At 60.3% G+C, this 18,074-nt stretch carries 15 protein-coding genes; 8 read left to right on the top strand and 7 right to left on the bottom strand.

What is annotated here, in order from left to right:
- Positions 1-42: 42 nt before the first annotated feature.
- Positions 43-771 carry a metal-dependent hydrolase gene (locus ROTMU0001_RS07895; protein WP_005509101.1) on the top strand — a complete coding sequence of 243 codons (729 nt, stop codon included), beginning with the start codon at positions 43-45 and terminating at the stop codon, positions 769-771.
- Positions 772-1,587: 816 nt separating this feature from the next.
- Here ROTMU0001_RS07895 and abc-f read toward each other — a convergent pair.
- Positions 1,588-3,186, bottom strand: coding sequence for a ribosomal protection-like ABC-F family protein (gene abc-f / locus ROTMU0001_RS07900; protein WP_005509102.1), 1,599 nt, complete (start codon positions 3,184-3,186; stop codon positions 1,588-1,590).
- Between the two features lie 293 nt (positions 3,187-3,479).
- Here abc-f and ROTMU0001_RS07905 point away from each other — a divergent pair, with 293 nt between their 5' ends.
- Genes ROTMU0001_RS07905 through ROTMU0001_RS07915 form a run of 3 tightly spaced genes read left to right on the top strand, consistent with a single transcriptional unit; the run spans position 3,480 to position 5,717 of the window.
- Positions 3,480-4,112, top strand: coding sequence for a biotin transporter BioY (locus tag ROTMU0001_RS07905; protein ID WP_005509103.1), 633 nt, complete (start codon positions 3,480-3,482; stop codon positions 4,110-4,112).
- Positions 4,113-4,144: 32 nt separating this feature from the next.
- Positions 4,145-5,053 carry an energy-coupling factor ABC transporter ATP-binding protein gene (locus ROTMU0001_RS07910; protein ID WP_005509105.1) on the top strand — a complete coding sequence of 303 codons (909 nt, stop codon included), beginning with the start codon at positions 4,145-4,147 and terminating at the stop codon, positions 5,051-5,053.
- The gene (locus ROTMU0001_RS07915; protein WP_005509106.1) at positions 5,043-5,717 is read left to right on the top strand and encodes an energy-coupling factor transporter transmembrane component T family protein; all 675 of its coding nucleotides are present in this window, start codon (positions 5,043-5,045) and stop codon (positions 5,715-5,717) included. The genes ROTMU0001_RS07910 and ROTMU0001_RS07915 overlap by 11 nt, the downstream gene beginning before the upstream one ends.
- Before the next feature lie 79 nt (positions 5,718-5,796).
- On the opposite strand, the gene ROTMU0001_RS07920 is transcribed toward ROTMU0001_RS07915, so the two are convergent.
- Positions 5,797-6,651, bottom strand: coding sequence for a DUF4253 domain-containing protein (locus ROTMU0001_RS07920; protein ID WP_005509107.1), 855 nt, complete (start codon positions 6,649-6,651; stop codon positions 5,797-5,799).
- 549 nt (positions 6,652-7,200) lie between these two features.
- On the opposite strand from ROTMU0001_RS07920, the gene ROTMU0001_RS07925 reads away from it, so the two are divergent.
- Positions 7,201-7,701, top strand: coding sequence for an HD domain-containing protein (locus ROTMU0001_RS07925; RefSeq protein ID WP_005509108.1), 501 nt, complete (start codon positions 7,201-7,203; stop codon positions 7,699-7,701).
- Positions 7,702-7,915: 214 nt separating this feature from the next.
- Here ROTMU0001_RS07925 and ROTMU0001_RS07930 read toward each other — a convergent pair whose 3' ends face one another.
- The 5 genes from ROTMU0001_RS07930 to ROTMU0001_RS07950 all read right to left on the bottom strand — a co-directional run bounded on the left by ROTMU0001_RS07930 (position 7,916) and on the right by ROTMU0001_RS07950 (position 12,890).
- The gene (locus tag ROTMU0001_RS07930; RefSeq protein WP_005506103.1) at positions 7,916-8,245 is read right to left on the bottom strand and encodes a metal-sulfur cluster assembly factor; all 330 of its coding nucleotides are present in this window, start codon (positions 8,243-8,245) and stop codon (positions 7,916-7,918) included.
- Between the two features lie 39 nt (positions 8,246-8,284).
- A complete protein-coding gene (sufC, locus tag ROTMU0001_RS07935) occupies positions 8,285-9,043 on the bottom strand; it encodes a Fe-S cluster assembly ATPase SufC (protein WP_005509109.1) in 759 nt (252 codons plus the stop codon).
- Between the two features lie 19 nt (positions 9,044-9,062).
- Positions 9,063-10,337 carry a Fe-S cluster assembly protein SufD gene (gene sufD, locus ROTMU0001_RS07940; RefSeq protein WP_005509110.1) on the bottom strand — a complete coding sequence of 425 codons (1,275 nt, stop codon included), beginning with the start codon at positions 10,335-10,337 and terminating at the stop codon, positions 9,063-9,065.
- Positions 10,337-11,794 carry a Fe-S cluster assembly protein SufB gene (sufB, locus tag ROTMU0001_RS07945; RefSeq protein WP_005509111.1) on the bottom strand — a complete coding sequence of 486 codons (1,458 nt, stop codon included), beginning with the start codon at positions 11,792-11,794 and terminating at the stop codon, positions 10,337-10,339. The genes sufD and sufB overlap by 1 nt, the downstream gene beginning before the upstream one ends.
- A 217-nt stretch (positions 11,795-12,011) precedes the next feature.
- The gene (locus tag ROTMU0001_RS07950) at positions 12,012-12,890 is read right to left on the bottom strand and encodes a helix-turn-helix transcriptional regulator (RefSeq protein ID WP_005509112.1); all 879 of its coding nucleotides are present in this window, start codon (positions 12,888-12,890) and stop codon (positions 12,012-12,014) included.
- Between the two features lie 176 nt (positions 12,891-13,066).
- Between ROTMU0001_RS07950 and ROTMU0001_RS07955 the strand changes: the two genes are divergently transcribed.
- From ROTMU0001_RS07955 to tkt, 3 genes are all read left to right on the top strand, one after another.
- Positions 13,067-14,200, top strand: coding sequence for an ABC transporter ATP-binding protein (locus ROTMU0001_RS07955; RefSeq protein ID WP_005509113.1), 1,134 nt, complete (start codon positions 13,067-13,069; stop codon positions 14,198-14,200).
- Positions 14,197-15,162: an ABC transporter permease gene (locus ROTMU0001_RS07960; protein ID WP_044143840.1), complete on the top strand. Its 966-nt coding sequence runs from the start codon at positions 14,197-14,199 to the stop codon at positions 15,160-15,162. Before ROTMU0001_RS07955 ends, ROTMU0001_RS07960 begins: the two co-directional genes overlap by 4 nt.
- Positions 15,163-15,847: 685 nt before the next feature.
- Positions 15,848-17,950, top strand: coding sequence for a transketolase (gene tkt, locus ROTMU0001_RS07965; RefSeq protein ID WP_005509116.1), 2,103 nt, complete (start codon positions 15,848-15,850; stop codon positions 17,948-17,950).
- The last annotated feature ends 124 nt before the right edge of the window (positions 17,951-18,074 follow it).

An 18,074-nucleotide genomic window follows, 5' to 3' on the forward strand; every position in this document is an offset into this window, starting at 1 on the left:
ATCACACTCGCTGAGCAATCGCATTCAAGGAGGCACCTCCCCATGATGGGCTATTCGCACACCGTCAGCGCCGCAGCTGGCTGGCTAGTGCTCGTCGAGACGGGAGTGGTGCAGGTTCCCGATACCCCCACCATCATCGTGACCACCCTGGCGTGCGCCGGTGCGGGCATGCTACCGGATATTGACCACCACAACGGCAGTATCGCCAACTCCATCCCGCCCATTTCACGCTGGGTAGCACGCATTGTTGGGGCAGTCAGCGGCGGACACCGCAAGGGAACGCACTCCATTTTGGGTCTGGTAGCTTTCTGGGCAATTGCCTATTTCAGCGCCAACCTGAGCTACAACGGAATCCCCTGGGCTTCACTACTTCTTGCCGCATTCTCGGGCGGCCTGGCATTGCGCGTGCTCGGCGCACCGGGTGGATGGATCGGTGCCGTCGCCCTCGGGTACGCCGCCTACACGACTGATTCGCTGGCACTACTCCCCTGGGCTATTTCGGTTGGTGCCACCATTCACCTGATTGGCGACCTGCTGACAACCCGCGGACTGCTGCCCCTCTACCCCATTGTTATCAAACCCCTGGTGGCATCCCCCCTATGGAAAAAGAGCGGCTACATGGCGCTGCCCATTCTGGGTGATGCCGGCAGCGTACGCGAGAAGGCGCTCGTTCTAGCATTGACCGGATACGTCGCCTGGTACGCGGCGGGCATGATGGGCTTTACCGAATACCCTCTGCAGATGTTCGGGCTGGGTATTCACGCCGCATAACCCACAGAACTCAGGCGACATCGCCCAGACAGTAGCGTTCAAATAACAGAATTTAGACAGCAAAGCGCCCCGTCACTTCCCTACGGAAGCGGCGGGGCGCTTTTCTAATCCTTATCCCGACCTATCGGGGCGAGAGATTAAGCGTCCTGGATGGGCCAGAAGACGTCAACCTCAACGTTCTCTTCACCGGAGGTGGGGTACTTCTCGAACTCAGTGTTGTGCATTGGCAGTTCTCCTTCGTGAGCGGGCGGGAATCTCTTCTCCCCCGCGTTAGCTCACCATCGGTAGTGAGCCCTAATGTTTCGCATTTGCGTCCTCGCAATGGCGGGAACAGTTATAAGTCTACGCCCCACGCATGTTGTGTTTCTACCATTTTTCCCACAATGTATGTAGAGACACATGAAAAATTCGAAAAGCCCACACAGACCCCCTGAAATATCGCCTGAGAGCTTTTCTTTCCCTCAGAAAAACCCACAAGGCAACATTTTTTCCCGTCAAATACGTCGCAAGTTTCGTGTGTCAGAACCCACAAATCACATGCACGGGAACGCAATTACACCACATATGATCAGAAAACAATACAACCCCACGGGTCAGGTCACATTTTTCCGCACTATCCACGAGAAAAAATACCGACAATATCTCCGCAACACATTTTCAGAACACAAAAAATACGCCCTGGACAATACACCCCGGCCAATACGCCACAAACAATACGCCCCAGACAATAAAACAACACGCAATACACGCAAAGAGGCCCCGGCACCACACGGTACCGGAGCCTCCCCCACGCTTTGATGTTCAGCGAATAATGCTTTACGCCAGCGAAATCAGATCCCGGTAATCCTTCGACCACAGGTCCTCCACCGCATCCGGCAGAAGCAGCACACGCTCAGGATCCAGCGCCTCCACGGCACCCTCATCGTGAGAAACCATCACGATAGCGCCCTGATACGCCTTCAACGCATTCAGAATCTCCTCACGCGAGGCGGGGTCCAGGTTGTTGGTCGGCTCATCGAGCAGCAGCACGTTCGCACTCGACGCCACCAGGGTCGCCAGGGACAGACGGGTCTTCTCACCGCCGGAAAGCACACCGGCAGGCTTATCCACATCATCACCGGAGAACAGGAACGAACCCAAAATCGTGCGCACGCGGGTGTCATCCAGATCCGGCGCGGCAGACTTCATGTTCTCAAAGACAGTGCGGTCACCATCAAGAATTTCGTGTTCCTGCGCAAAATAGCCCAGCTTCGCGCCGTGACCGTACACGACCTCACCCGTATCAGGCTTGGTGGAACCAGCCAGCATGCGCAGCAGAGTGGTCTTACCGGCACCATTCAGGCCCAGCACCACCACGCGCGAACCGCGGTCAATCGCCAAATCAACGTCCGTGAAAATTTCCAGGGAGCCATAGGACTTCGACAGGCCCTGGGCAGAGAGCGGAGTCTTACCGCACGGCGCCGGATCCGGGAAGCGAATCGCCGCAACCTTATCGCTCTGACGCTCATCCTCCAGGCCACGCAGAAGCTTCTCAGCACGCTTAATCATCTGCTGAGCGGCAACAGCCTTCGTCGCCTTCGCGCGCATCTTATTCGCCTGCTCCATCAGAGCATTCGCCTTCTTCTGCGCATTCGCACGCTCACGCTTGCGGCGGTGCTCATCCTGCTCACGCTGAGTCAGGTAGTTCTTCCAACCCATGTTGTACTGGTCAATCACGCAGCGGTTCGCGTCCAGGTAGAAGACGCGGTTGACGACCAGCTCCATCAGCTCAACGTCGTGGCTAATAACCATCAGGCCGCCCGAGAAGTTCTTCAAGAAGTCGCGCAGCCACAGAATCGAGTCGGCATCCAGGTGGTTGGTCGGCTCATCCAGCAGCATGGTGTCTGCATTGGAGAAGAGAATACGCGCCAGCTCCACGCGGCGACGCTGACCACCCGACAGAGTAGACAGCGGCTGGGCGAGCACACGCTCCGGCAGGTCCAGGTTGGAGGTGATGACCGCCGCCTCCGACTCAGCCGCGTAGCCGCCGCCGGCAATGAACTCAGCCTCAAGACGGTCGTAGCGGCGCATACCCTTAGCGCGCACCGCCGGGTCCTCACTCGCCATATCGTCCTGCGCCTGACGCATCTTGCGCGCCACACCATCCAGGCCACGCGCCGAAAGGATACGGTCACGCGCCAGCTGGCTCATGTCATCCACCTTCGGGTCCTGCGGAAGGTAGCCGATAGTGCCGCTGCGGGTGACCGTGCCGTCAGCGGGCAGGGTCAGACCGGCAAGCACCTTAGTCATAGTGGTCTTACCGGCACCGTTGCGGCCCACCAGACCGATCTTGTCGCCCTTATCGATGCGGAAGGTGACCTCTTCCATGAGCAGGCGCGCGCCTGCACGCAATTCGAGGTTCTGTACAGCAATCATGGGTGCCTTTCCGGATGGCGGTCTGGTGTGTGGGTTGATAGTGCTCGGTGGGCGGGATTCACCGGGTTAGAAGCGGCGAGCGCGCAGAGCACCTCATCAATTTTAGTGCAGGTGTGCCGAGTGCGCATGTGGGGCACCTTTTGTTTTTGTGGTGTGCGGTGTACGATACATACCGGACACTATTCGTAGAACATTGTTCAAAAACTGGGTTGTGACAAGCAATCAACCACCGCTACCCTCAACTCTGCAGAAAAAATCTGCAGAGCAATACGTATCAAAGGAGTACCACCCCAATGACCGATTCCGTGCGCGAATCAGCTCAGGCAACCCAGGCACCGCGCCGTAACGTAGCGGCAAAGACCTCCCTCGCCACCGACCTCTCCCTCATCGCAGTGTTTGCGGGCTTCATCGCCGCGCTCGCCATCATGCCCGCCGTCAGCTTGGGCGGCGTTGCGGTTCCCTTCACCTTCCAGACCCTCGGCATTTACATCACCGCTCAGGTGCTCGGCGGCAAGCGTGCCACCGCCTCCGTGGCGCTGTACCTGCTGGTTGGTTTCGCTGGCCTGCCCATCTTCGCTAAGGGCGGCGCCGGTTTGGGTACGCTCGCCTCCCCGAGTGCCGGCTACCTGCTCGGCTTCCTGCCCTTCGCCGCTATTGCCGGTACCCTCGCCTACCTGTTCACCCGCAACACCCGTTCGGTTGGTGCGACCTTCCTTATGGCTCTGGTCGCGAACTTCTGCGGTTTTGTGGTTCTGACCGCCTGCGGTATCGCCGGTATGATGGTGAACGCCCACATGACTTTTGACGCCGCGTTCAGTGCGGCGATGGTGTTCGTTCCCTGGGATCTGGTGAAGTCCACGATCGCGGTTCTGGTTGGTTTGTCGGTACGCCGCGCCTTCCCGTCCCTGGCTTCTGCCCAGCGTTAAAGGCACACGATGTGCCACACGAGAGGATAGCTATGTTTTTTCGCCGCTCCACGCGCCAGCCTGCACCGCAGCAGGTGCAGGGCGAGCAGGCGGTGAGCGCCTCTACCAGCATGCCCGCCCTTGAGCTTGAATCGGTGAGTGTTTTCACCGAACTGCCCGAAGGCGGGCATCGCCGTATCCTCAAGGATGTGAGCCTGCAGTTCACGGCGAAGCGCACCGCGGTGCTGGGTCTGAACGGTAGCGGCAAGTCCACCCTACTGGGGCTTTTCAATGGGCTCACCCACCCGGATGAAGGTATTGTGCGCGTGAACGGTGTCGACACCCTGGAGGCACCGAGCCGCGACTCGAAGGGTGCGAGTTCTCGCGCTGGTTCACAGGGCGCTTTTGAGGGTGTGGGCATGCTCTTCGCCCAACCGGAGGCGCAACTGATTATGCCCACCGTTGCCGAAGATATTGACCTGAGCCTGCGCCGCGCCGCAGCCGTTGAAGGTAGTGCCCTCAGCGGTGAGCAGCGCCGCGAACGGATCCGCGAATTGCTCCGTGAGCGCGGCCTCGAGCACCTGGAGAACCAGAGCGTTTTCACCCTTTCAGGAGGCGAAAAGCAGCTGGTTGCTCTCACCAGTGTGCTGGCGGCGCGCCCGCAGATTCTTCTGCTCGATGAGCCGACCACCCTGCTGGATTTGCGTAATCGCGCGCGGCTACTCAAGCACTTGGAGTCGCTGGATCAGATGCTGGTGCTCAGCACGCACGATCTGGATTTGGCGGCGTCCTGCGATGAAGCCGTGATTATTCATGACGGCCGTTTGCTCGCTCAGGGGGATGCGGTGCAGCTGGTGCAGCAGTACCGCACGTGGTGTGCCGAGGGGTTCCCGAATGAAGGCGCCGATATCGAAGATGCAGGCGACAGCACGGACACTGCAGGAGGCGTCCATGGGCGCTAACACGCCGCGCGTGAATCCTCGCCCCGCCGGCCAGGGCTCGGATTTCAACCCCGGTACTCTGCTGGTGGGTTTCTACCAGCCGTTGAACACGCCGGTGCATCAGGCGCCGCTATGGTTCAAGGGCACGCTCTTCTTTGGGTTGTTCTTGTTGTTGGCGGTGACCGGCTGGCAGGTGGCGCTGGTGGCTTTGGTGGCGTCCACGTTCTGCGCGTTGTGGGCTGGTGTGCCTGCCTCCCAGCTGTGGCTGGTGGTTCGCACGCTGTCTCTGCTGCTACTGATTATGGTCGGCTATTACGTGTTTACGGGCCAGTACGCCTCCGGCGCGGATGCTATCGCGACTATGCTGACGGCTTTTTATGCGTCCCGCGCTCTGCTGGTGAGCACTCCCCTGCCGGTTCTGATTGACGGCTTTGTGAGGCTGTGTTCGCCGTTGCGTTTCGTGGGTCTTTCTCCTGAGCGTCTGGGTCTGCTGATTGCGTTGATGGTCCGGTCGATTCCGGCGCTCATGGACCGTTGGGGTGCGTTGCGCAGGGCGGCGGTTGCGCGTAACCTGCCCAAGCACATGTATTGGCGGTTGCTGATTCCGTGGGTGGTGCAGGCGGTTGATTACGCGACGGCGACCGCTCGCGCTTTGCGGGCGCGGCACGTGGACGAACTGAAGTAGCGCAGACACGCGAGAGGGGCGGGACGAACCATGTAGGTTCATCCCGCCCCTTCGCTTTAACTCACCTAGCTAAGCTGGTTTAGGGCGTTTCAATGAGGAGCACCGCCGGGAGCTGCTCCCACCACAGGTACCAGTCGTGCTGACCGTAGAGTGCCTCCACAAGCTTGTCGAAGCCGCGGTAGACACGCACCGGCATCGCCGAGGAAACCATCGTGTGCTCGACCGCCAGGATTTCGGCGTCGCGGCGGGTCGTGACCGGTACCGGCGTGTAGAACTCGATAAAGTCCGAGGCAATAACAGCCGGGTAGGCGTCGTCACGTTCAAACCAGTAGCGGGCAATAGACAGCATCGCCTCGGGGCTGGGGCTGGAATCCCACCCGCCAAAGGGCAGGTAGGCAAATACCCCGGATACATCCCGCAGCGGCAGGTCCATGATGAGCAGTTCCGCGGCGCTGTCAATGTCGGTAGCTTTGACCTTCTCATTGATGATGCCGGCGGTCAGTTCGAATGGGTACTCCGCCTTCAGCGGCATGCCGATATCGTCTTCACCGAGTTCGCCGTTTTCCATGAGACGGCGGTAGGTTTGCAGGTAGGCGCTCTCGTTCAGCTGTCGGAACGCCTCGTGCGCGGCAACTTCTACACCGACCTGGTCCAGGTAACGATGCTGGTCGGTGATGAGCTCGTGTGCGTATCGCTTGACGGTGTCGGCGGTGATGTTCTGTACAGGCGTTGAGGTGCGCAGGGAGACGTTATTCTCAATGGTCCCGAGCAGGGTCGGGTCGAGGGCAACCACGATGGGGGTTGTTCCCCGATTCTTGCCCTCGTAAAGGTGTTCGAGGTATCGCCGGTTAAGTTCGGCTCGTGGGGCGCCGTGGCGGATTCGCTCGTGTGGGTAGGGGTACAAAGCGACGAAGCGCTCGTAGAGCTCTGCCATGGTGTTCTCCGATGTTTGGTTGCCCCCAGTTTATCGCGTATTTTCGCGGAAAAATACGGGTTTTTGAAGGTTTTAGCAGGGCACGGAGGGCGTGTAATTTTTTCGTTTGATGAGTGTGTATCGGTGTGTGCTAAACACGCTTAAACTGCCTTAGTGTTGGGCGGTTTGTGAACCTGTTTTCGCCAGAAAAAGACAGAAATTTTTTGTCACCATATGAGATTTTGGGCGAGTTACACCGGGCGGTGCAAAAGGGTTCGGAGGACACTTTCGTGGAGGTGGCGGGCGCCTCCTGAATGCCTGTTACCAACCGCAGATACACGGCAGAAAGGGCACCAAACCCACAAGTTCAGAAGGAAAAACGCCCTGTGTTCTTCTTCTACGCGTCATATTTGACGTATTAAGGGTGTTTTGGGCGAGTTCCGCCACCGCCGCCCCACAGCTGGCGTAGAGTGTTGGTACCAGCTACCGTTCCGTATCGGCTTAGCGCAACGTACCGGCACGGTCGCGGGTGCCGTCAACTCGCAGGAGTCTAAACCAACGGAGGTTCTCATGTCGAATAACTACTACAAAGAGATGGTTCGCCTGGCAGACAGCATCGCTGACAAGGCGCATGAGGGGCAGACTGATCGTAACGGCTGGCCCTACATCTCCCACCCTCGCCGTGTGGCTCTTGGGGCACGTAAGCTTGTGTCTGAAATGGCTGCCGCCACTCATCCCGATTCGTCTTTGGAGGAACTGAAGACTGAGGCTCAGATTGTGGCGTTGCTGCACGACACGGTGGAGGATACCGGCGTTTCCCTCGCATATCTGGCCCGTTACTTCTCGGCGCGTATTGTGGATGCGATTGATGCCTTGACCCGCCGCCCCGGCGAATCCTACGAGGCGTACCTGGGTAGGGTGCGTGTGAATGATTTGGCTCGCCTGGTGAAGCTTGCCGATGTCGCGGATAATACTGACCCGCGCCGTCTGGCTCTGCTGCCGGAGCCGACCCGCTCGACCCTGATGATCAAGTACGAATACTCGCTGAAGCTGCTGCACCTGGACGACTAGGTAGACGCCTAAAACCCTCGTCATAGCTAAGCAGAAGGGACCCCCGCCTCCACCGCATATACGGTACGAAGGCGGGGGTTCTTTTTGCCCCAATCCCCCGACAGATTCGCCTCTCCCAGAAAATGTAAAACCCAGAAAGCATAAAAGTACCCGCCCGGCGCCGAAGGCTTACACCTTCCGCACCGGGCGGGTACCTTATCTGCGAGTCAGGAGCTTAGATGTTGAAGCCCAGCGCGCGCATCATATCGCGGCCGTCCTCAGTAATACGCTCCGGGCCCCACGGCGGCATCCAAACCCAGTTCACACGCCAAGAATCAACCAGGTTATCCAGGTTGCTCTGAACCTGCTCCTCAATAACCTCCTGCAGCGGGCAGGCTGCGGTGGTCAGAGTCAGGTCCAGAATGAGGGTTCCATCCTCATCCCAGCGCAGACCGTAGAGCAGACCGAGGTCAACAATATTGACGCCGAGCTCCGGGTCAATGACCTCCTTGAGAGCTTCCTCAATCTCTTCCTGAGGAACACGACCCTGCACAGTCTCAGTCATAGTCCTATCTTTCTGTCAGAATCCGGTAGGAGAAGAAGCTTACTTCTTACCCACGTAAGAAACGTAGCCCTCTTCTTCCAGGCGGTCAGCCAGCTCGGGGCCGCCCTGGTCAACCATCTTGCCGTCCACGAACACGTGCACGAACTGCGGCTTGATGTAGCGCAGGATGCGGGTGTAGTGGGTAATCAGCATGACGCCCATGTCGTTCGCCTCGTGCGCACGGTTCACGCCCTCAGACACGATCTTCAGTGCGTCAACGTCCAGGCCGGAGTCGGTCTCGTCCAGGATGCCGAACTTGGGCTTGAGCAGCTCCAGCTGAAGGATCTCGTGGCGCTTCTTCTCACCGCCGGAGAAGCCCTCGTTCACGTTACGTGCGATGAAGTCGGGGTCAATCTCCAGGTTCTTCATGGCTTCCTTAACGTCCTTGGTCCAGGTACGCAGGGAGGGAGCCTTGCCGTCCACAGCGGTCTTAGCGGAACGCAGGAAGTTAGACATGGTCACGCCGGGGATCTCAACCGGGTACTGCATAGCCAGGAACAGGCCTGCGCGTGCACGCTCGTCCACGCTCATCTCGGTGATGTCCTCACCGTCGAGCAGGATCTGACCGGAGTCAACCTGGTACTTGGGGTGGCCAGCAATGGTGGAAGCCAGAGTGGACTTACCGGAACCGTTCGGGCCCATGATTGCGTGAATCTCGCCCGAGTTGATGGTCAGGTTAACGCCCTTCAGGATGGGCTTGGTGGTTTCGTCGTCGAGGATAACCGAGACGTGAAGGTCCTTGATTTCAAGAGTAGACATTGATTTCTCCTGGTAAAGCTTAGTTGTTGCTGAGGGCGAGCTCTGCCTCAAGGGCCTCGGTGAGCTGCTCTTCAAGTTCGGGAACACGAATCTGCTGAATGATCTCGTTCAGGAAGCCGCGCACGACCAGACGGCGTGCCTCAGCCTCCGGAATACCGCGAGCCTGCAGGTACCACAGGTGCTGCTCATCAAGCTGGCCGGTGGTGGATGCGTGGCCGGCGCCCTCAATCAGGCCGGTCTCAATCTCCAGGTTCGGCACGGAGTCGGCGCGGGGGCCAACTTCCAGCAGCAGGTTACGGTTCAGCTCGTAGGTGTCGGTGCCTTCTGCATCCTTACCAATCAGAACGTCACCAACCCATACGGAGTGCGCACCCTTACCCTGCAACGCCCCCTTGTAGGTCACGCGGGACTTGCAGTTGGGTACGGAGTGGTCCACGAACAGGCGGGACTCAATGTGCTGACCTGCGTCGACGAAGTACAGGCCGTACATTTCAGTCTCAGCGCCGGGAGCGGTGAACTTGGTGGAGGGGGTCACGCGCACCAGGTCGCCGCCGAGGGACACCACAACGTGCTTGAAGCGTGCGTTGCGGCCCAGCTTAGCGTAGTGTGCGGAGGCGTGGATCGCGTCGTCAGCCCACTGCTGTACGGAAACAACGTTCAGCTCAGCCTCGTCGTTCACCACGAACTCAACGTTCTGTGCCAGGACGGTGGAGCCGGTGTGGCGCAGAACCACGACAGCCTTCGAGAAGGGCTTAGCCTCAATCACGATGTGCTGTGCGGCAGCCTCGTTGCCGGTGCCGGTGATGTCAATCTCGACGTGCTCAGCCAGTTCAGCTTCGGCGGGAATGGTCACCACGGTTGCTTCGGTGAAGCTGGACCACGCGTTCGCTGCCACACGGTCCTCGGGGATACCTGCGGAGCCGATGCGTGCATCCTCGCGGGAGACGGTCTCAACCTGAACCTGCTCGGGTGCGCTAATCTGCGGTGCCGGTGCGGTGCCGGTCAGCTTCTCCAGGTGCAGGCCGCCCAGACGCTTCAGCGGGGTGAAGCGCCAGTCCTCTTCACGACCGGTCAGCGGCGCGAAGTCCTCCACATTGTAGGAGGTCTTACGCTCTGCACGGGATGCTTCGAGTACCTTCTGGACGTTGTTCGGGTTGGAGCCCTGGTGGTGTGCCTCGGTGGCACGGTACAGGGTGTCATCGTGGGCGAACTCGGTGGCGAGCTTCTCGCCCTCCTGGTCCATGCCGGGGATGATCGGGGAGTGGTAACCCAGGGTTTCTTCGTTGGTCGGCATTAGCCCACAGATCCTTCCATCTGAAGTTCGATCAGGCGGTTCAGTTCGAGTGCGTACTCCATCGGCAGCTCGCGGGCGATAGGCTCAACGAAGCCGCGGACGATCATCGCCATTGCTTCTTCTTCGCTCAGGCCGCGCTGCATCAGGTAGAACAGCTGGTCCTCGGAGACGCGGGAAACGGTCGCCTCGTGACCCATGGTCACATCGTCCTCGCGGACATCCACGTAGGGGTAGGTGTCGGAGCGGGAGATGGTGTCCACCAGCAGTGCGTCACAGACCACGGAGGACTTGGAGTGCTTAGCGCCCTCACGAACCTGAACCAGGCCGCGGTATGCGCTGCGGCCGCCGTTACGTGCCACGGACTTGGACACAATGGTCGAGGAGGTGTTCGGTGCAATGTGAACCATCTTCGAACCGGTGTCCTGGTGCTGACCCTCACCCGCGAACGCGATGGACAGGGTCTCACCCTTAGCGTGCTCACCGACCATGTAAACAGCCGGGTACTTCTGGGTGACCTTCGAACCGATGTTGCCGTCCACCCATTCCATGGTGGCGCCCTCGTGCGCAACCGCACGCTTGGTCACCAGGTTGTAGACGTTGTTCGACCAGTTCTGGATGGTGGTGTAGCGAACGCGTGCGTTCTTCTTCAGTACAATCTCAACCACTGCGGAGTGCAGGGAGTCGGACTTGTAGATGGGGGCGGTACAGCCCTCAATGTAGTGAACGTAGGAGCCTTCGTCCGCGATGATCAGGGTGCGCTCGAACTGACCCATGTTCTCAGTGTTAATGCGGAAGTACGCCTGCAGCGGGATCTCTACGTGAACTCCCGGGGGAACGTACACGAAGGAGCCACCGGACCATACGGCGGTGTTCAGTGCGGAGAACTTGTTGTCACCAATCGGGATGATGGAGCCGAAGTATTCCTTGAACAGTTCGGGGTATTCGCGCAGACCGGTGTCGGTGTCGACGAAGATCACGCCCTGCTTCTCCAGGTCCTCACGGATCTGGTGGTACACGACCTCAGACTCGTACTGTGCAGCCACACCCGCGACGAGGGAGTTACGCTCCGCCTCGGGAATGCCCAGACGCTCGTAGGTGGTGCGGATGTCCTCGGGCAGTTCCTCCCAAGAAGCCGCCTGGCCCTCGGTCGAACGCACGAAGTACTTGATGTTGTCGAAGTCGATTTCGGAAAGATCCGCGCCCCAGGTGGGCATGGGCTTACGCTCGAAGAACTTCAGCGCCTTCAGACGCATATCCAGCATCCACTGGGGTTCGTTCTTCTTCGCAGAGATGTCACGGACGACGTCCTCGTCCAGGCCGCGCTTTGCTACCTGGCCTGCTGCGTCGGAGTCTGCCCAACCGTACTCGTAGTTGCCAATGCCCTCGAGTTCGGGGTTCATCTCCAGGATCTCTGAAATGACGGTGTCGTTGGCGTTCTGCCCAACTTTCTCAGTCATTACGGCCTTTCTTCGATGGTTATTACATTTCTCTCCGCCACCTGCCGGTTGCAGGCGCGGTAGTTGAAGGGGCTGATACCGCGCTCAACCACGATGCGTGACGCGGTGTATGCAGTGTGCTTGCGGTGTACACCGCGTGGTTGCGGACGGGTTTCAGCGTGCGGCTCGCACCCTTGACGGGTTCATCGGGGTGTGCCGCTGGGTACTGCGGTGATTGTTACGCGGAAGATTCCTCCGAAGGTTTCCCTGCGGATTCTTCTGCGTTCTTCTCACTCTCGGCGGTGACGCGGTTCAGGGGCACGTGCGTGGTACACACGTGAGCACCCGAAGCCATGGTTGAAAGCCTACGGACATCAACGCCGAGCAGGTCAGAAATAATCCCGGTTTCCTGCTCGCAGAACACCTGGAAGTCTCCAGCGAGGTCACGTACCGGGCAGTGACCCTGACAGAGCTGAATACTTGCCAGAAAATGCTCGGGAACGGTCCGTCCTGCAGGAGGCGCGGTGACCTGAGCGGTCGCCACGAAACCGTCCTTACTCATTGCCTCTGCGAGCGCCTGCGCTCTGGCTGCCACGTCATCACCGGCGGCTTCTACGACGGGTCGGTAGCGGGCTTCCATTTCTGCGGCGCGGGCGGAGGCGAAAGCTTCGAGGGCTTCCTGCCCAACCGTGTCGCGGAGCATTTGCAGGGCGTCGCGGGCGATGATGAGGTAGTCGTTGCCGAGGCGTTCGTGGCCCTGGGGGGCGATCACGTAGCGGCGGGCGGGTCGTCCAGCTCCGGCGCCGTGCTTTTTGATGGGCGCAACCTCGATCATATTGTTGGATTCGAGGGCGTCGAGGTGGCGGCGTACCGCTGCCGGGGTGAGGCTGAGGAGCTCACCGAGGGTTGCTGCGGATACGGGGCCGTTATTGAGGACTTCACGCAGGACGCGGTCCCTGGTGCGTTCTTCTGCCTCGGCTTTGCGCTTGGATGTGCGTGCCGCGGAGGACTTTGTACTGGAAGCACCAGTAGAGCCCGAGGCGGCGGTTCGGGTGCCGTTTCGGGTCTGCGCCTCGTTCGTTGAGGCGCGCTGAGGGGTCTTATTCACGGAATACACAAGTAAAGTATGTCCTAATTAGTTTTTCTTTGGCTAGTTAGGTACTCCTACTTGCTAACTTTTCTACCTTAAGGTGAACATTTGAGTCGTTACGGGTGTGCTTTAAACGTGAGTTAGGGCATAAGATGAAGGGGGCACACACGCTCCTTCATCGAAAAAATCGAAAGTGACTGTCTATGGAGACCACCACCGCGGGCCAGCAGGACCACCCTGGGCGTGCATCCGCCGCGCCAACGGCACACGCTGAGCACCACACGGAGCCCAGCGCCTCCCCCACCGCACGACGACGCATCGTCGCCGAAGAACCGGCGCTCACCATTAAAGACCTCATCAAAGAGTTCAAACCCTCACGCGCCTTCCGCACCAAATACCCCGAACGGCTCACCGCCAGCGGACTCTACCGCGCCGTCAACAAGGTCAACCTGCGCGTCTTCCCCGGTGAAGTGGTCGTCCTCCTCGGAGCTAACGGTGCCGGTAAAACCACGACCCTCGCCTGCGCCCAGGGCCTACTTAAGCCCACCCGCGGTACCGTGCGCCTGCTCGGAGAAAACCCGCTGCAGGCAGACCCGGAGCTGCGCGCCAAGGTCGGCATTATGCTCCAGGACGGCGGCCTGCCCAACGCCATGCACCCCATTCCGCTACTCGAGCACATCTCAACCATGTACACCGACCCGTACCCGGTCGAAGAGCTTGCAGAACGCCTCGGCATTGATGCCTTCAACGGCACCACGATTCGCCGCCTCTCGGGTGGTCAGAAGCAGCGCGTCTCCCTTGCCGCCGCCCTCATCGGCCGCCCGGACGTACTCTTCCTCGACGAACCCTCCGCAGGCCTGGACCCGCAATCCCGCAACGTCGTCTTCGACATCATTCGTGAACAGCGTGAACTCGGCACCGCAATCGTGCTCACCACGCACCTAATTGACGACGCGCAGAAACTCGCCGACTACGTCTACATCATTGAAAACGGCACCACGGTTCAGGAAGGCACCGTCTCCGAGCTCATCGCCAGCGACGGCACGAACCGCCTGCAGTACACACTGGATGCCCCCACCCCCACCCGTGAGCAGCTGCTGCCCGCGCATCTGCGTGCCGGTGTGGAGCTCATCGAGAAGGTGCCCTACACCCCGGCTCGTGACGGCGCACCCTCCGTGCCCGGCGCGTATGAGCTGGTCGGCGCGCTACGCCCCGAGCATCTGGCGGCGTTCACCTCGGCACTCGCCGAGCGTTACCTCATGCCGATTTCTCTCACCATGGAACCGAAGACTCTTGAGGATGTCTTCCTCGACATTTCAGGACGTGATATCCGATGAGCAACACCGCACGCACTAACAACAACCGGGCGGCCAACAACCGGGCGGCAGAAAACCAAGTAAAAGAAAAGCCTGCAGAAGAGAGCCGAGCAAAAGAGAATCGAGCGGAAGGGAACCGAATGGAAGAACGCGCCGCCAACACCCACCCCGCCGTAGACACTCGCCCCAAGGTCTCTTCTATTGACGAAGATGAGGAGTACATTCCCCCGCGCGCGAACTACCCGCTCGTGCGCGTGATCGAGCAGGGCCGCTACGAGACCATGGCGATGCTCCGCAACGGCGAGCAGCTGATGCTCAACATTATTTTTCCCGTCATGGCGCTTATCGCCCTGCGGTTCACCGGTCTGATTGATGAGTACGCAAACTCAGTCGGTGTATCCCGCATGGATGCGGCGGTCCCCGGCGTTCTGGCGCTCTGCGTGATTTCTACGGCACTGTCGGGTCAGGGTATTGCCACCGGTTTTGATCGCCGCTACGGCGTGCTGCGATTCCTTGCGACCACTCCCCTGGGCCGTAACGGCCTGATCATGGGCAAGTGCATTGCGGTGCTGGTGGTCGTGGCAATTCAGTTCACACTGGTGGCAGCGCTCGGGTACGGTCTGGGCTGGCGCCCGGACGCTATCGCCGTCTCGCGCTCCATCATCACGATGCTCATGGGTGCCGGCGCGTTTACGGCGCTGGGTCTGCTCATTGCCGGCACGGTGCGCGCGGAGGCGACCCTCGCCATCGTGAATATTGCCTGGGTCATTCTTGCCGGTGCTGGCGGCGTGGTGTTCCCGCTCAAGTCCTTCCCCGACTGGTACGCCGGAATCGTGGCGTGGTCGCCCTCGGCGGCTCTGGGCGATGCGTTGCGCGGCAACTTCATTCAGCATCAGTGGCTTGCCGACCCGCACTGGGTACTCATCGTGTGGACCGTGGTCATTGGGTTTATTGCCTCACGTAAGTTCAAGTGGTCTGACTAGTAGCAACCTGGCAGGCAGCGCTTTTCGCGCATACAGCTAAAGCAACTGCAGGTTAAAAAGGCGGGCGCCGGATATGTTTCCGACCATATCCGGCGCCCATTCATATAACACAAACCTTTAGCCTCAACCTTGCACAAAGTGTACGGTCAGAGACTAAAAGAAAGCACCCTCCTCCAGAACCTTTTATCTCACCACCACAGTAAGATAATCAACGGTTCTTACGCGGAGGAGGGGCTTCAATCACCGAGATGCAGACCGACCCAACCACTGTTTCGGTCTGCAACCTTCCTGCTCAACCTTAACATGAGCTTCACCACTTACACAAAAATTGTTACGTTACTGAACAATATTCAGCGCATAGCTCAGAAACACAGCTCAAACGTGCACCGCGAAATCCGCGGAGCCCGCGTTGTAGCGTCGCTTTTTCTCCATCTCAGCCCCGTATCACCCTGTGAATGTCTGCATTCACACACCGGATACTTCCGCCCAGTGAACTATCCTGTTAAAACGAAAGGGTCGAAACAACTCTCCGGACGCCCCGCGCACAGCACCCCGTGTGCCCCGCACCTACCCGGGTGCCTACCGGCGCGGGAATAAGCACCCCGGAAGGCACGTTACACCCGACGGACAGCGCGCTAGCACAAGCCTGCTGGCGCATCCACTCACGTTGTGAAAGGACACCCACGTGGCAGAGAACTTCCAGTGGACAGAAACCGACCAGCGCGCCGTAGATACCGCACGTATCCTCGCCGCAGACGCCGTAGAAAAGGTCGGATCCGGCCACCCCGGCACCGCAATGAGCCTGGCGCCGGTCGCCTACCTGCTCTTCCAGAAGGTCATGAACCAGGATCCCTCCGACGACCGTTGGGAAGGCCGTGACCGCTTCATCCTCTCCCCCGGCCACACCTCCCTCACCCTGTACACTCAGCTGTTCCTCGGCGGCTACGGCCTGGAAATGAAGGACCTGGAAGCCCTGCGCACCTGGGGTGCACTCACCCCCGGCCACCCCGAATACAAGCACACCAAGGGCGTAGAAATCACCACCGGCCCGCTCGGCCAGGGCCTGGCATCCGCCGTTGGTTTCGCCTACGCACAGCGCCGTATGCGCGGCATGTTCGACCCCGAAGCAGCACCGGGCACCTCCCCCTTCGACCACCACGTCTACGTCATCGCCTCCGAAGGTGACGTGCAGGAAGGCGTCACCGCCGAGGCGTGCGCGCTCGCAGGTCACCAGGAGCTCGGCAACCTGATCGTCGTCTGGGACCGCAACCACATCTCCATTGAGGAAGACACCGACGTTGCCTTCACCGAGGACGTAGCAAAGCGCTACGAGTCCTACGGCTGGGATGTTCAGCGCGTGGACTGGACCCGCACCGGCGACTACGTTGAGGACGTCGCAGAACTGTACGCCGCTATTGAGCGTGCGAAGGCTGTCACCGACAAGCCCTCCTTCATTGAGCTGCGCACCATCATCGGCTACCCCGCCCCCACCAAGCAGAACACCGGCGCAGTGCACGGCTCCAAGCTCGGCGCCGAAGAGGTTGCCGCAACCAAGGAACTGCTCGGCTTCGACCCCGCCAAGAGCTTCTTCATCGAGGAGAACGTCCTGGCACACACCCGCCAGCTCGTCGAGCGCGGCGCCGCAGCACACAAGGCATGGGACGAGAAGTTCGAGGCATGGGCTAAGGCTAACCCCGAGCGCGCCGAACTGTACAAGCGCCTCGTCGCAGGCGAACTGCCCGCAGACTACAAGGCTGCTTTCCCCGTGTTCGAGGCTGGCACCTCCGTGGCAACCCGCGCGGCATCCGGCACCGTCATCAACGCTATCGCTGACACCTTCCCCGAACTGTGGGGCGGCTCCGCTGACCTCGCCGGCTCGAACCTGACCACCATCAAGGGTGCAGAGTCCTTCAACCCGGCATCTCGCAGCACCGAAGACTGGACCGGCAACCCCTACGGCCGTGTACTGCACTTCGGTATTCGTGAGCAGGCTGCCGCAGCCATCGTCAACGGCATCGTGCTCTCCTCCCCCACCCGCGCATTCTCGGGCACCTTCTTCGTGTTCTCCGACTACCAGCGCCCGGCTGTTCGCCTCTCCGCGCTGATGGGCGTTCCCGCACTGTACGTGTGGACCCACGACTCCATCGGTGTGGGCGAGGACGGCCCCACCCACCAGCCGATCGAGCACCTCTCCTCGCTGCGCGCTATCCCCGGCTTCGACGTGGTTCGCCCCGCGGACGCTAACGAAACCGCCGTCGCATGGCGCACCATCCTGGAGAAGTCCGACCGCCCCGCAGGCCTCGTGCTCTCCCGCCAGAACCTGCCCGTCTGGGCTCGTGAAGACGTGCACGCGGACGCTGAGGGTGAGAAGTTCGCTTCCGCTGAGGGCACCGCACGCGGCGGCTACATCATGGCTGACACCGAGGGCACCCCGGACGTCATCCTGATCGCTACCGGTTCCGAGGTTGAGCTGGCCGTTCAGGCTCGCGCAACCCTCGCCGAGCAGGGCATCGCGGCTCGCGTGGTTTCCATGCCTTCGCGTGAATGGTTCGCTGAGCAGGACGCAGAGTACCGCGAGTCGGTTCTGCCCTCCTCGGTTGCAGCCCGCGTCTCCGTCGAGGCTGGCCTGGCAATGAGCTGGTACGACCTGCTCGGCACCGCAGGCCGCGCCGTATCCATCGAGCACTTCGGTGCATCCGCCGATGCGAAGACCCTGTACCGCGAATTCGGTATCACTGCGGAGGCTGTCGTGGCCGCCGCTAAGGAATCCATCGACGCCGCTAAGTAGGCAGTAACAACGCCGCGGTAACTGCCGCGCACACTGCGCTCCCCCTGTACGGGTGGGGTGCGGACGCAACGGGTAGGCTCCGGCTGACCGCTCAGCCGGAGCCTCCCGCCGCCCAGAAGATTTC

Origin of the sequence: Rothia mucilaginosa ATCC 25296 (assembly GCF_000175615.1) — a bacterium.
GTDB lineage: Bacteria > Actinomycetota > Actinomycetes > Actinomycetales > Micrococcaceae > Rothia > Rothia mucilaginosa.

What these genes read in the sequence shown, in the direction of transcription:
- ROTMU0001_RS07960 (WP_044143840.1), top strand. Translation starts at nt 14,197, where the DNA reads ATGAGCAACACCGCACGCACTAACAACAACCGGGCGGCCAACAACCGG.
- sufD (WP_005509110.1), bottom strand. Translation starts at nt 10,337, where the DNA reads ATGCCGACCAACGAAGAAACCCTGGGTTACCACTCCCCGATCATCCCC.
- sufB (WP_005509111.1), bottom strand. Translation starts at nt 11,794, where the DNA reads ATGACTGAGAAAGTTGGGCAGAACGCCAACGACACCGTCATTTCAGAG.
- ROTMU0001_RS07895 (WP_005509101.1), top strand. Translation starts at nt 43, where the DNA reads ATGATGGGCTATTCGCACACCGTCAGCGCCGCAGCTGGCTGGCTAGTG.
- ROTMU0001_RS07915 (WP_005509106.1), top strand. Translation starts at nt 5,043, where the DNA reads ATGGGCGCTAACACGCCGCGCGTGAATCCTCGCCCCGCCGGCCAGGGC.
- ROTMU0001_RS07905 (WP_005509103.1), top strand. Translation starts at nt 3,480, where the DNA reads ATGACCGATTCCGTGCGCGAATCAGCTCAGGCAACCCAGGCACCGCGC.
- ROTMU0001_RS07930 (WP_005506103.1), bottom strand. Translation starts at nt 8,245, where the DNA reads ATGACTGAGACTGTGCAGGGTCGTGTTCCTCAGGAAGAGATTGAGGAA.
- ROTMU0001_RS07955 (WP_005509113.1), top strand. Translation starts at nt 13,067, where the DNA reads ATGGAGACCACCACCGCGGGCCAGCAGGACCACCCTGGGCGTGCATCC.
- abc-f (WP_005509102.1), bottom strand. Translation starts at nt 3,186, where the DNA reads ATGATTGCTGTACAGAACCTCGAATTGCGTGCAGGCGCGCGCCTGCTC.
- ROTMU0001_RS07920 (WP_005509107.1), bottom strand. Translation starts at nt 6,651, where the DNA reads ATGGCAGAGCTCTACGAGCGCTTCGTCGCTTTGTACCCCTACCCACAC.
- sufC (WP_005509109.1), bottom strand. Translation starts at nt 9,043, where the DNA reads ATGTCTACTCTTGAAATCAAGGACCTTCACGTCTCGGTTATCCTCGAC.
- ROTMU0001_RS07910 (WP_005509105.1), top strand. Translation starts at nt 4,145, where the DNA reads ATGTTTTTTCGCCGCTCCACGCGCCAGCCTGCACCGCAGCAGGTGCAG.
- ROTMU0001_RS07925 (WP_005509108.1), top strand. Translation starts at nt 7,201, where the DNA reads ATGTCGAATAACTACTACAAAGAGATGGTTCGCCTGGCAGACAGCATC.